This window comes from Streptomyces sp. NBC_00775 (assembly GCF_036347135.1).
In the GTDB taxonomy this organism is placed as follows: Bacteria; Actinomycetota; Actinomycetes; order Streptomycetales; family Streptomycetaceae; genus Streptomyces; species Streptomyces lutosisoli.
Window position 1 is genome coordinate 4416988 of the sequence record NZ_CP108938.1, and the last position, 13390, is coordinate 4430377.

The 13390-nt window shown below is 68.7% G+C and carries 11 protein-coding genes; 6 read left to right on the plus strand and 5 right to left on the minus strand.

Going from position 1 to position 13390, the window contains the following annotated elements; all coding sequences use genetic code 11:
- Positions 1-246: 246 nt before the first annotated feature.
- Complete coding sequence (locus OIC96_RS19655) at positions 247-1287, plus strand: chitinase (protein ID WP_330306598.1); 1041 nt, start codon at positions 247-249, stop codon at positions 1285-1287.
- Between the two features lie 90 nt (positions 1288-1377).
- On the opposite strand, the gene OIC96_RS19660 is transcribed toward OIC96_RS19655, so the two are convergent.
- The 4 genes from OIC96_RS19660 to OIC96_RS19675 all read right to left on the minus strand — a co-directional run bounded on the left by OIC96_RS19660 (position 1378) and on the right by OIC96_RS19675 (position 6905).
- Entirely contained in the window at positions 1378-1827 is a 450-nt protein-coding gene (locus tag OIC96_RS19660) for an imidazolonepropionase-like domain-containing protein (RefSeq protein ID WP_327430836.1), read from the minus strand.
- Positions 1828-1834: 7 nt separating this feature from the next.
- Entirely contained in the window at positions 1835-3034 is a 1200-nt protein-coding gene (mqnC, locus tag OIC96_RS19665) for a cyclic dehypoxanthinyl futalosine synthase (protein WP_327430835.1), read from the minus strand.
- Between the two features lie 71 nt (positions 3035-3105).
- Positions 3106-3843, minus strand: a complete 738-nt coding sequence (locus OIC96_RS19670) for a prepilin peptidase (protein ID WP_330306597.1) — start codon at positions 3841-3843, stop codon at positions 3106-3108.
- A gap of 59 nt (positions 3844-3902) precedes the next feature.
- Positions 3903-6905: a BTAD domain-containing putative transcriptional regulator gene (locus tag OIC96_RS19675; protein WP_330306596.1), complete on the minus strand. Its 3003-nt coding sequence runs from the start codon at positions 6903-6905 to the stop codon at positions 3903-3905.
- Between the two features lie 400 nt (positions 6906-7305).
- On the opposite strand from OIC96_RS19675, the gene OIC96_RS19680 reads away from it, so the two are divergent.
- The 5 genes from OIC96_RS19680 (at position 7306) to OIC96_RS19700 (ending at position 12608) form a co-directional block, all read left to right on the plus strand.
- Positions 7306-8892 carry a putative T7SS-secreted protein gene (locus OIC96_RS19680; RefSeq protein ID WP_330306595.1) on the plus strand — a complete coding sequence of 529 codons (1587 nt, stop codon included), beginning with the start codon at positions 7306-7308 and terminating at the stop codon, positions 8890-8892.
- A 60-nt stretch (positions 8893-8952) separates the two neighbouring features.
- Entirely contained in the window at positions 8953-9654 is a 702-nt protein-coding gene (locus OIC96_RS19685) for a hypothetical protein (RefSeq protein WP_330306594.1), read from the plus strand.
- Positions 9651-10277 (plus strand): hypothetical protein, encoded by a 627-nt coding sequence (locus OIC96_RS19690; RefSeq protein WP_330306593.1) that lies wholly within the window; start codon positions 9651-9653, stop codon positions 10275-10277. The genes OIC96_RS19685 and OIC96_RS19690 overlap by 4 nt, the downstream gene beginning before the upstream one ends.
- A gap of 55 nt (positions 10278-10332) precedes the next feature.
- Complete coding sequence (locus OIC96_RS19695; protein ID WP_330306592.1) at positions 10333-10665, plus strand: hypothetical protein; 333 nt, start codon at positions 10333-10335, stop codon at positions 10663-10665.
- Positions 10666-10769: 104 nt separating this feature from the next.
- Positions 10770-12608 (plus strand): serine/threonine-protein kinase, encoded by a 1839-nt coding sequence (locus OIC96_RS19700; RefSeq protein WP_330306591.1) that lies wholly within the window; start codon positions 10770-10772, stop codon positions 12606-12608.
- Positions 12609-12664: 56 nt separating this feature from the next.
- Here the strand turns inward: OIC96_RS19700 and OIC96_RS19705 are convergent, their stop codons facing one another.
- The gene (locus OIC96_RS19705; RefSeq protein ID WP_330306590.1) at positions 12665-13375 is read right to left on the minus strand and encodes a hypothetical protein; all 711 of its coding nucleotides are present in this window, start codon (positions 13373-13375) and stop codon (positions 12665-12667) included.
- Positions 13376-13390 lie beyond the last annotated feature (15 nt).

The window sequence follows — 13390 nt, forward strand, 5'->3', positions numbered from 1 at the left end:
GAGACTGGCCCCAACCTGTTCATTCCCTGAGAGAATCCATGAACATCTGCGCAGCTCAGGCCCAATACATACAGACCTTATGCCCCATTTTCACGACCGATTCATCCGATGTGCACCCATTTTCCTATGCACTTTCCATGCACCTTCCGCGTTTCTGGATCTCCATCGGATGTGCCACCTTTGAACTCCGGAATCGCACTTTGTTTCCGTCCTGAGACAGAAATCACGAGAGCGGGTGCATGTGCAATGAGGAGTTTCCTGAAGCCGGCCGCCGGGCTCGTCTGCCTGGTGGCTCTGGCCTGTGCGGGGTGCTCCTCGGGCGGTGACGACACGTCGGACGCCGCGCCCTCGCAGACCCCGCGGACGAGTGCGGCACCCTCCGAGAGCGAGTCGTCGTCGTCCTCGTCCTCCACCTCGTACGCCCCGTACGTGAGCGCCACCACCGCGTCCGACATGGACTCGACCGGGTCACCGACGACGTACAACCTGGCCTTCGTGATCTCGGACGGCAGCGACTGTGCGGCGAAGTGGAACGGCACGTACGCCATCGGCAACGCGGCCGTGAAGTCCCGGATCTCGGCGCTCAAGGAGTCCGGCGCGAGCGTGCGCGTCTCCTTCGGCGGGGCGTCCGGGAAGGAGCTGGCGTCCACCTGCGACAACGTGACCAAGCTGGCCGCGGCCTACGGGGCGGCGCTGGATGCCGCCGGGTCGACGCAGGCGGACTTCGACATCGAGGGCGACCAGCTGACCGACTCCGCCTCGGTCAAGATGCGCTCGGCGGCGATCGCGGTGCTCCAGAAGGAGCGCCCCGATCTGAAGGTCTCCTTCACGCTGCCGGTCATGCCGTCCGGCCTCGACTCCGACAGCCTGGCGCTGCTGGAGTCCGCCAACGACTTCTCCGTGAAGGTCTCCACCGTCAACATCATGACGATGAACTACGGCACCTCGTACAGCGGTGACATGGGCGACTACGCCATCACGTCCGCCAAGGCGGCCCACGATCAGCTGGAGGACGTCTTCGGGCTGTCCAGCGCGGGGGCGTGGCAGGGGCTCGCCCTCACGTCGATGATCGGGGACAACGACGTCTCGGGCGAGACGTTCACCCTCTCGGACGCGGCGCAGGTACGGGCGTTCGCTGAGGAGAAGGAGGTGGCGTGGGTGTCCATGTGGTCGACGTTCCGGGATCAGCAGTGCGAGGACGATGACTCTGCGTCTGATGATGCGGCTACTGATTGCAGCGGGGTTGAGCAGGACTCGGGGGCGTTTGCTGAGGCGTTCGCTGGGTGAGTTTGTCGGGAGCGGGTCGTCTGTGGCTGGGCGCGCAGTTCCTCGCGCCCCTACAGGCAGGGCGCTTCCGAACCCCTTGGCTGACAGGGCTCAGCGGCGTCTGTGCACCAAGCGGCCCGCGCACACCGTCGCGATGCACGCGCCGGTCTCGTCGAAGACGGCGAGGTCGGCGCGGGCCAGGTCGGTGATCGCTGTGGGGCGGGTGCGGGGCAGGACGAGCACGTCGTTGCGCTCGGCGGCGGCCCGCAGTTCGGGCGAGTCGGCGTGCTCCGCCAGGACCGCCACCGCGCCCAGCTTCAACACCGCGTGAATGCGTTCACGCGGTGTCGGCGCGTCCGGCAGTGGTCCCTCGTGGATGCGGGCGGGGCCGAGGACGCCGGGCCAGCGGCGTACGCGGGCCCCCGGGAACCTCTCCTGGAGCTCGCTCAGCGGCCCCGTGGCGGCGACCCTCGCGCCCTCCACCACGACGGCACCGCCCTTGACGGGCGCGGAGTCGTCCCACCCGAACCGCAGCTCGTCCGCGGCGTGAATCGTCAGCATTCTCAGGTCAGTTGGACGCGAGCAGCTTCAGCTCGGGATGTGCCGTGCCGCCCTCGATCGCGGTCGAGGAGATGTGGGACATGACCCGCTCGTCGACCGGGTCGTTCGCCGGGTCGTCGTGCACGACGATGTGCTCGTACGTCGTGGTCCGCTGGGCCGGGACACGGCCCGCCTTGCGGATCAGGTCGATGATCTCCATGCGGTTGGAGCGGTGCTTGGCGCCCGCCGAGGAGACGACGTTCTCCTCCAGCATGATCGAGCCGAGGTCGTCCGCGCCGTAGTGCAGGGAGAGCTGGCCGACCTCCTTGCCGGTGGTCAGCCAGGAGCCCTGGATGTGGGCGATGTTGTCCATGAACAGCCGCGCGATGGCGATCATCCGCAGGTACTCGAAGAGCGTGGCCTGGGTGCGGCCCTTGAGGTGGTTGTTCTCGGGCTGGTACGTGTACGGGATGAAGGCGCGGAAGCCGCCCGTCCGGTCCTGTACGTCACGGATCATCCGCAGGTGCTCGATGCGCTCGGCGTTGGTCTCGCCGGTGCCCATCAGCATGGTGGACGTCGACTCGACACCCAGCCCGTGCGCGGTCTCCATGATCTCCAGCCAGCGCTCGCCGGACTCCTTGAGGGGCGCGATCGCCTTGCGGGGGCGCGCGGGAAGGAGTTCCGCGCCGGCGCCGGCGAAGGAGTCCAGACCGGCTGCGTGGATGCGCTGGATGGCCTCCTCGACACTCACCTTGGAGATACGGGCCATGTGCTCGACCTCGGACGCGCCAAGGGAGTGGATGACCAGCTGCGGGTACGCGGCCTTGATCGCGGCGAAGTGCTTCTCGTAGTACTCGACGCCGTAGTCCGGGTGGTGCCCGCCCTGGAACATGATCTGCGTACCGCCGAGCTCGACGGTCTCCGCGCAGCGGCGCAGGATGTCGTCGAGGTCGCGCGTCCAGCCCTTGTCGGTGTCCTTCGGGGCCGCGTAGAAGGCGCAGAACTTGCACGCCGTGACGCACACGTTCGTGTAGTTGATGTTGCGCTCGATGATGTACGTCGCGATGTGCTCCGTACCGGCGTACCTGCGACGGCGTACGGCGTCGGCGGCGGCGCCCAGCGCGTGCAGCGGGGCGTCGCGGTAGAGGTCGAGCGCCTCTTCCGGGGTGATCCGCCCACCCTCGGCGGCACGGTCGAGGACGGACTGAAGGTCGGCCTTCTCGGTCACCGGGGCGTCCCTTTCGTAAGGGTTGAGGACGGACCGAACCAGCCTACGCCAGCCCCTTCGATCGCCCGACGTCAGGCCGTGTACGCCCCGATCAGGAGCCCCGCGTATGCCCCCGCGATCAGGAACGGGCCGAAGGGGATGGATGTCTTGCGCCCGGCGCGCCGCACCACGACGAGCCGCATCCCGTACAGCCCGCCGAACAGGAAGCCGGCGAAGGTCCCCAGGAACACCACACTCCAGCCGTACCAGCCGAGCACGGCGCCGAGGCCCAGCGCGAGCTTCACGTCCCCGAACCCCATGCCGTTCGGGTTGATGAGGAAGAGAAGGAAGTACGCGCCCCCGAGCGCGAGCGCCCCGAACAGCGCCGTCAGCCAGTCCCCCGCGTGCTCGGGCACCACCGCGACCGCCCCGAGCAGCGCGAGCGCGGCACCCGCGAGCGGCAGCGTGAGCACATCGGGCAGCCGCTGCACGGTGAAGTCCACGACGGCGAGCAGCACACCGAGGGGTGCGAGCAGCAGCCAGACCGCGAGCTCGGGCCGGGTACCGGTGGCGAGCGCGAGCCCGGCGCAGACCAGCGCGGTGGCGAGGGAGAGGAGCGGAGTGCCGGGGCCGTACCGGGTGCCGTCCGCGCACCGGGCGAGCCCGATCCAGCCGCGTGCGACCCCGGTGATCAGGTGCCCTTCGGGGCAGCGGTCGCGCCACGGCTGGTCCGGCTCGACGGAGAAGCGGTACGCGGCCCGGGGCACCAGCAGCCCGGCCGCGGCGCCCCAGAGGGCGGCGACGAGGGTCAGCCAGAGGTCGAGATCCACGTGTTCCCCCCAGGAAGAGTCCGTTACGGCTGGGCTGGGCCCCGGCGCCTGGCGCCAGGTCACCCGGCCGCGGCCACGCCACTCCGCCAAGCCGGCAGCAACTCGTCCAGCAACGCCTCAGTCCGAGGCGGCAGCCCCCGAGCCCCACTACGAGACACCAGGTCGGCAGCCAGAGCCTTCAACCGCTCACTGTCGCCGGTCGCATGAGTAGCCCGCAGCAACTCGTTCCACAACCGCTCATCTCCCGGCGCCGAGTTCAGCGAGGCGTTCAACGCCTCGATGGCCTGCCCCGCGCGGTCCTTCTCCAGGTGGAACGCGGAGAGCGCGAGCCCGATGTCCGCGACGAGCAGCGGGAGTTGGGCGTCGATGATCTCGTGGGTGAGCCAGCCGTAGCGCCCCTGGACGCGGTCGGCGAGCAGCGGCCCGCGTACGAGGACGAGCGCGTCGGTGAGTAGACGCCCGCGTACGGCACGGCTGTTGGCGCCCTTGCCCTGCGTCGCCTCGTGGTAGAGGGAGCGCAGTACGTCCAGGTCGGACACGACCGACTTGGCGAGCGTGAGGCGCCCGGTGGCGTCGGTGCCGAGGCGGGGCGTGCCGTCGGGGTCGTGGCCGAGCCAGCCGCGCAGCCGCTCGACGAGCGCGTCGCGTACGTCCTCGGTGACACCGCGCGGCCAGAGGGCCGAGGACAGCACCCGGGGGTGCACACCCTCACGGTGCAGGAGCAGCAGCGCCAGCGCCTCGTGCATCAGCGGGCTGCGCTCGCCGTCGGGCGTCTCCAGGCCGATGATCTCGTACGGGCCCACGAGCCGCGCGTACACCGCCGGCCGCCCCTGCTCGCTGATGTCGACGAGGAACGGCGGCGCCGACGCGTTCGTGTCCTCCCGCTCGGGGTCCGCCTCGACGAACAGCTCGACGACCGCCCGCTGCTGCTCCACCGGCAGCAGCTGCGCGTCGAGTTCGAGCCCGAGGAGCGGCGCGAGCAGCTTGCCCTGGCTGGTGATCTCCATCTCCCAGGCGGCTCCCGGCAGATCGCCGCTCTCGGTGCCGACGAGGTAGCCGATGCCCAGCCGGCTCGCGTCGGCGGCGAGTTCGGCGAGCTTGACGGCGTCCTCGGCGGACGGTTCGGCGGCGAGCAGCACGAGGTGCGGGGCCCAACGGGTGTGCTGGGCGGGCCCGGTGCGGCCGGTGAGCACGGAGTCGTGCCCGGCGGCCCCCAGCGCACCGCGGCGCTGCCGCGTCTCCGCCTCCATGGTCTCCACCAGCGCCTCGACGTCGTCGAGGTGGCGCAGCCGACTGGGCGCGAGCGGGGTCAGATCCTGCCCGAAGCCGACGAGCGTGATCGTCATGCGGTCGGACCACCCGTTGGTGGCCAACTCGGCGGCGACGGAGGCGAAGACGCCCGCGCGGTCGCTCGCGCTGCCGCTGAGGGAGACGATGCCGGGAACGGACTCGAGGTTGAGGAGCAGCCGGGAGTCGTCCATGGTCCCGAGGCTCACCAGGCCCGGGTAGGGAGCGGCGGTGTCGACGTCCTCGTACCGCTCCGCGTCCGTCCGCGCCAGCATCCAGAACGTCTGGTCCTGACCGAGCTGCCACGGCGCGGGCGGCTTGCCGGCCGGCTGGGCGAGCTGCAGATGCAGATCGCCGTTGCCGCTGAGCCAGGCCGCGTAGACGGTCGGCAGCGGGCGCGACTCGGCCGCGAGCGCCGCCGCGAGTCCGCGCAACGACAGGTCGAGCAGTCGTACGCCCTCGGGGTCGGCGCCCACGAGCAGCGCGTCCTGGGCGTCCGCGGCGGACCCGGTCGGGATCGGCGGCTCCATGCCGCGCCGCCCGCCGACGGCACCGAGCGCCGACTGCCACAGCGCCTGACGGCGGCGGCGGCCGAGGGCGCCGAGGAGACCGGCGGCGAGGAGGGGCGCGCCCACGAGGGCTTCGGGAAGCCCGAAGGAGAACCCGCTCCCCTCCTCCGACCCGGCCTGCGCGTGCTGTTGCTGCTGATTCTGGTTCTGGTTCTGTTGCCGCTGGTGACCGCTTCCCTGGTCACCGCCGGGCCGCTGATGAGGCAGCTGGATGTGCGCGGTGTCCCGGTCGCCGCCCTGAGCCTGCTGCTTCTGGCCGCCGCCCTGCGCGTGATCCCCGGTCTGGGAGTAGTCGTGGATCTGCTGCTGGACCTGCTCGGAGACCTTGGGGGCCTCGTCGGGCATCTCGACGAGTTCGCCGCCGTGGGCGTCGCCGGGCATTTCGAGGATCCACCCAGGCCGAATGAGACTGGCTTCCGACAGCTTGGAGCCGTCGGGCTGCGTGCGGTCCTTGTTGAGCTGGTAGATCTCCTTGTACCGGCGCCCGTCGCCGAGATGCCGCTCGGCGATCTCCCAGAGGGAGTCGTGGTGGCGTCCCTCGGGCGGCTGGATCCGGTAGTACTTGGTGTCGCCTTCCTTGGTGGCGTGACCGCCCCCGCTGTCGGCATGTGCCGCCGCGTTGGCGGCCTGTTCGGCGATCGCGGCGGCCGCGCTGGAGGCGGCCTGCTCCTGCTGCTGCCCGAACAGTCCGCCCGGCGTCTGCTGAGCGACGGCGACGCTCCCCCGCTGGTTCCCCTCCAGGCTCTGCCCGAGCTGCGAGAGCCCCGGGGTGAGGCTGGCCGCGGTGGCACCGACGAGCAGCAGCGCGGCGACGAGCTGTCGCGCGAGCAACTGGCTGCCCCCCGCGCCCGGTACGCGGTTCGGCAGCCCGACGCCGGACAGCGCGGCCTTCATCTCGACGAGCACGCAGGCGGTGAACTGGGCCCAGGCGAACCACACGATCACGGTCAGCACATGAATGAACGTGCCGACAGTGATTTCCTGCTGCAACCACGCCAACTCGGGCGTCCCGTGCGGAAACGGCCACCCGACGCTGACGACCAGCGCCCCCGGCACCCCGACAAGCAGCACGACCAGGGCGACGAACGCCCCGAACGCCTTCACGAAGTCCCCGAACGTCCGACGACGCCGGGGCAGGGGCTGCGGCGTCCGGTTCCTCGGACCCGGCGAGCTGCCCGTCGAGCTGGAAGTGGTGCGTCGCGCCATGGCGGGTGTCCTGGGGTCGTGTGGGGAGGGAGTGGGGGCGGGGGTGTACTGAGCCTACCGAGATCTTAGAGAGGGAGTCGAAGGCCAGACAGGGGCCAAGGGCCCACCGCACGCCCGATTACCCACCGCCCGCCCGCTACGCCCGAGTTGCGCCACCCTCTTCGTGACCGCCATGTCACAGTTCTCACGGTCCCCACACATCCCCCTTTCCGGCCCGGCCTGCCTCGCCCACCTCCTGCACGGCGTACGCTCGGGCGCCCCCACCACACCCTCGACATAACAACTGCGACGGAACCGCACACACCGCACTCGGCGTCTCACCAGCAACAAGCGTGCGATACGTTCGCGAGCACGTTTCGTTACTGAACTCGCTTACGTTGTAGGTGTTACGGGGGAACACGTGTCGCTCAGGCCGACGGACTGGCAGATACTCGACCTGGATCACGACCCGACACCGGGCGATCCCCAGCGCGTCCGGAAACTCTCCGGTTCCCTTCATGACTTCGCCGATGACGTCTCCCATGTCCTGCGGGACATCAAGGGCATGGCGAACGAGGACGCGGTGCTGAAGTGGGCGGGCAAGACCGCGGACGCGTTCACGGCGGAGTTCGAGGACGTCCCCGGCAAGCTGAAGAAGCTCAAGAAGTCCTACAACCTCGCGGGCGACGCACTCGCCTCGTACTGGCCCGACCTGGAAGACGCCCAGGAAAAGGCCGACAAGGCACTGCGCGACGGCCGCAAGGCCCACGGGGAACTGTCCACCGCGCAGACCGCGTTGACCGGGGCGAACGACTGGGTGCGTACGGCCACCGAGAAGGCCGACTCCTACGACCCGGACAAGAACAAGAGCAAGGACGTCCCCAAGCCCGACGAGGCCGAGGTCCGCCGGGCCACCCGCAACGCCCAGCACGCCAAGGCGCAGCAGACCACCGCCCAGAAGAACGTCGACGACGCCCAGGACGCCCTGAACGCGGCCAAGAAGCTCGCCGCCCACGCCAAGGGCCTGCGCGAGGACGCCGCCCGCCGCACCGTCAAGAAGCTCCACGAAGCCTCCGACGCCGGCATCCACAACCGGCACTGGTGGGAAGAGGCCGTCGACTGGGTCACCGACCACTGGGACGAGATCGTCACCGTCTGCAAGTGGGTCGTGACCATCGTCGGCATCATCGTGATGATCGTCGGCGGCCCGCTGGGGTGGCTGGTGTTCGCCGCGGCCCTCGTCGTCCTTGCCGACACCATAAGAAAGATGGCCAACGGCCAAGCCGGCTGGGGCGACCTACTCTTCGCCGTCCTGGACTGCATACCCGCCACCAAGGGCTTCACCAGCCTCGCCAAGCTCGGCAAACTCTGGAAGGCGGGCGGTCTCCGATCCCTTGGCAGCGCCTTCATGAAGGGTATCGGCGGCGGGCTCCTCAAAAAGGCCATGCAACTCAGGTCGGGAGAGGGCCTTCGCGCCATCTCCCGGCCGTTCAAGGGATCGACGCGGCTGTTCGGCGGAACAATTCCGTACCGTGCGCTTTCTCCCAAGGCACGCCAACTGGCCAAATCCCTGTCCCGCGGCCCTGTGCGGATCAGCCCGAACGAGGTGAACATTTCCCACATGGCTGAGCTGCAGAAATTTCATGGTGTAGAACACGCGGTGGTTCAGAACGCCGCCGGTGAACTCCGGCTTTTCCAGGGCACGGAGATCACGACCAGGATTCCTGATGAGCTGGCGGGCGACGGATACAAGTTCGTTGCCCACACACATCCGGAGGACCGGATACCCGGCCCTCCCGACGACATGGAAGCCGCCCGCAACATCAAGAACAGTATGAGCCGAGACTTGGACAACAAGAGCACACCGCATACGGAAGTGGTCATCAGCCGCGACGGCAATCTCCGCTTCTTCGACAACAACGGGGTCCTGGACCTCCCGCAGGGAACATATCCGGCAGGCGGCCCAGTGAGCGACAGGGGCGGGATTATCCCGGTGCCTGGTATCTAGCATCCAGCACATACACTGCGAGGACGCCGGTTCCCGAGAGCCTGACAAGGCAGGAGACACATGCCCGACATCAATTGCTGCCAGATCTGCGGCGAGGCGGCTCCCCCTATCGAGGGCTACTGCGGAGAGATCATCGGTTACCGGCTCGTTCGGGACCCATGGGCCACCGTGCCCTCCTTCCTGGACGGCAACGTTCATTTCTCCTGCCTCGAAGGTTCCGACAAACGGACTGAGTTCTTCGACGAGTTCACGCATCTCGTGCAGGCCGGGCATGAGGAAGTCGACAGTCTGGACGGATCGCCTCCGCCGCTCACCCGGATGGGACTGGGAATGTTCCAGATCTTCTCCGGCGCCGAATGCCATATCTTCCAGAGCGGAATTGCCGATCGCTGGATGGTAGTAAAAAAGAGCGGTCCATGGTTTTCCCTCAACTATTCCCAGTTTCAGGAGATCACCAAGGGGAACCTACCTAAGTCGCCGTCCGACGTGACCCGGTATCGCCTTCCCGTGGATCCCGGCAATGAGATCGCAGAGTGGAGTCTTACGGATCTGCTCGCGACCCTCGGAGTTGAGGACAGGTATACCGCCGTCGCCGATCTGGCACTCGTGGATTACCGATTCGTCGAATACTACGCACCCAAGCACCTGCTCGACTACGTCGTCAGGGCTCCCCTACCTCTTCCCGAGGAGGCTCGCGCTTTCCTGGCGAATCACGCGGAGACCTACGTTCCCATTACTTTCGATGACGAGGAGGGCCCATGACCGTCGCGGGCACCGCCGCCGCAGGCATCTCACTGTCCGTCCCGGATTCCTGGTGGGAGTTCGACATCCGCCCCGAGGGCCGCGAAGCGACCATCCGCACCCTCATTGACGAGCGGACCCGCGAGATCCCCGAACTCGCCCCCTACCGGGCCGACTTGACCAACATGCTCCGCAAGATGGCCAAGGACGCCCAGGACTCCGGCGCCGTCTACATGGGCTGCATGGCGGAGAACTTCGACGGGGTACCGCTGTCCGCGACCGTCACCGTGTCCGTGCTCGGCGCGAAGGACAAGCAGGGAGTCACTCTCTCCACCGACCCCCGCGCCATCGCCGAGACTCTGCGGACGATCACCCCTCGCCGGGACGGCGACGCCTGGCGGACCGTGACGACCGTCGACATTCCCGAAGTCGGGCCCGCCGCCCGGACGTTCGGTGTCGAGGACGTTCCCGTCGCACAGGGCGACACGCGTACCCTTCGGATGGTGCTGACCCAGACGTACATTCCCGTCCCGGGAACCACCGACCAGGTCGTGCTCGTCTCCGGGGCCAGCCCGGTGCTGGACCTCGCGGAGGCGTTCCACGACATCTTCGACGCGGTGACCAGCACCTTCCGCTTCGTATAGCTGATGGCTGACAACTGACAGTTGAGGGATCAAAGCTCCAGGAGGGGGATCGGACATGGGCAGTGGCAAGAGCGACCTCGCGCTCCCGCTCAGCGAGCTGGAGGACTACGGCGGGCGGCTGCGTGACATCAAGTCCCGCCTGAACCACACCAAGAAGCTCTTCGAGTCCTACAAGGACGACCTCGGCGACCACACCGTCTACGACGCCCTCGACGACTTCGAGTCGGGATGGGAGGACGGCCGCGAGGACATCACCCAGGCCCTCGACGCCCTGGCCGACATGTCCGACGCCGTCGTCCGCGAGTTCAAGAAGCTCGACGACAAGCTCGCCAAAGACGTCAAGGACGGAGTGAAGCAGGAGGGCGGCAAGAAGGAGGGCGGGAAGTAGCTCTCCTCGGTCACGCCAGCCCCTCCATCACATTTCGTCCACACTGCCCCTCCAGCCCCTTCCGTACGATGACCAGTCCAACGAGTTCGCGGAGGGACGCACCCATGGAAGCGCTGGCGCCGGAAGACGCCCGGGAGATAGCCGGTTACCGACTTCGGGCCCGGCTCGGCGAGGGCGGCATGGGGATGGTGTATCTGTCGCACACCCGTGGTGGTCAGCCGGTCGCTCTGAAGGTCGTCCGGCGGGAGTACGCGCAGGACCCGGAGTTCCGGCGGCGCTTCACCCAGGAGGTCACCGCCGCCCGCCGGGTGCAGGGTCCGTACACCGCACCGGTGTTGGACAGTTTCACCGACGGCCCCGAGCCCTGGCTCGCCGTCAGCTACGTACCGGGACCCTCCCTCTCCTCCGCCGTGTACCAGCACGGCGTGCTGCCAGTGCGCACCGTCCTGCAGTTGACGGCGGGCATCGCCGAGGCTCTCCAGACCATCCACGCGGCGGGGATCGTTCACCGCGACCTCAAGCCGTCCAACGTGCTGCTGGCCTCCGACGGACCGCGTGTCATCGACTTCGGTATCGCCCGTGCCGCCGACACCACCGCGCTGACCGGAACGGACGTCCGACTCGGTACGCCCGCCTATATGGCCCCGGAGCAGGCCATGGGCGGCGACGTCACCCCTGCCCTGGATGTCTTCGCGCTGGGCCTGATCACGTACTTCGCGGCGACGGGCCGCCACCCGTTCGGCGACGGCTCCTCGCACGCACTGCTGTACCGCATCGTCTCCAACGAGCCCGACCTGACCGCCTGCCCCGAGGAACTGCGCGGCATCGTCAACGCCTGCCTGGCCAAGGACCCGGCCGCCAGGCCGACACCGGCGCAGATCATCGAGGCGTGCAACACCCTTGCGGGTACTGGGGGTTTGGTGCGTCACGAGGGCTGGTGGCTGCCCCCGGCCGTGGCGCAGCAGATCGCCCAGCAGGAGCAGACGATGCGGCTGCACTCGGCGCCCGCCAATCCCGCTCCGGCTCCTGCCGCTCCGCAGATGCCTCCGGTGCCCACGCAGCCCGGGCTCTCGCCGGGTGCCGCCTTCGCGGCCGCCGCCCCGACGCGGCCCGCGCACTCTCCGTCCGACGGCTTCATGAGGTCCGCGCCCACCGCGCCGTCGTCCACGCCCCCGTCGACGCCCTCGACCGACACCGCAGCTCCGGCCGCCAAGCGCCGTCGTACGCCGCTGATCGCCGCCGTCGCGGTGGTGGGCGTACTCGCGGTCGGAGGCGGCTCGTTCGCCGCGTACCAGCTACTCGGGGACGACGCCGACAAGGGCAAGGACACCACGGCGTCCGACGGCACCAAGTCCAGCGTTCAGGGGGACGCCGGCCCCAGTGCCGGTGCCACCGGGGAGGCGAGTGCGGGGGCGACGTCCACGGATGCTCCCAAGACGGAGGCGGGGTGGCAGATCAGCGCGCAGAACAAGAATCTGGTGCTGCGGGCCCCGAAGTTCACCCCGAACAGTAAGGACGTCGGCCTCCGCGCGCAGTGCACGCCGTCGGACATCACCATTCTCGACATCAATGATCTCGGCATCGAAACCAACCAGGGATTCAGGCCGACTTCCGGTGGCTGGCTCACCTACACGGACTGCGCGGAGCCCATCGACGGAAACGGCATCAACCTCGCCGACGACGGCGGGTCCTACAGCACCACCACCGAGCGCCGCCCCACCCCCAGCGCATGCCAGGACGCGGCGCAAGAAGCCGCCCTTCCCAACCCCATTCCGCTGAGCAAGATCAGGGACGACTCACTGCTCAAGGCCAACACCGGCATCTGCATCGCGTCCAGCGACGGCGCCGTCTCTCACCTCTGGATCACAAAGGTCAACAAGGAATCGGACAACGATAATCTCCGCACCTACGTGATCACGGCCACTCAGTGGAAGCCGGAGTGACGCCAGCCTGCGTCAGCAAGGGTGGGGGGAAGGGTGCCGACAAATAGCGCGCCCCCTCACGCATCTCTCAACACCGCCAGCGCGAAGGCCAGTCGGCGGTCCAGCCAGCTCGCCCGGGGCAGGTACGTCCTGACGCCCTCCACGTGCCCGGACGTCACGGCCACGTCCTCTTCCTCGCCGTCCGCCCGCCAGGTCACCGGCTTGGACGTGTAGGAACTCCTCTGGTCCCCGCCTTCCGCCCCGAAGCTGAGGACGGAGTCGACGACCCCTTCCACCAGTTGACCCGCGCCACGGACCGCCTTCTCCTTGCCCCGCGTCGCGATCTCCTTCGCGGTGCCCTTCGCCCAGTGGTAGCGGGCGACGATGTCCGGGTGCCCCGGCTGCTGGAGCCACCAGCTGTGCTGGATGGTGCGTTTGGCGGCCGGAGTGCGGTGGACGAGGCCCAGTTCCCGGCCCTGCCCGTCGGTCACGCGGTAGCGCGCGCCGCCCTTCGCCGCGGCGAGGGCACACAGCAGGTTTCCGGGCTCTGTGGCGTCGTACAGCTCGTACGAGGGCACCTCCTCGCCGGCCCGGGAGACGAGCACCGACGGGGCGAAATACCGCACCCCCGCGTGCGCCGTCGCCACCCGCACGGCCAAGTCCCCGGTCACGGCCTTGCGGCGGAGAGTGGCGGGCCGCAGTACCTCACCGACCGTGAACCAACCCGGGTGGTCCCACGGCACCGGCTCGATCACCGGCTCTTCCTTCTTCCGGCCGAACACCGCCATCAGTCAACCCTCCTC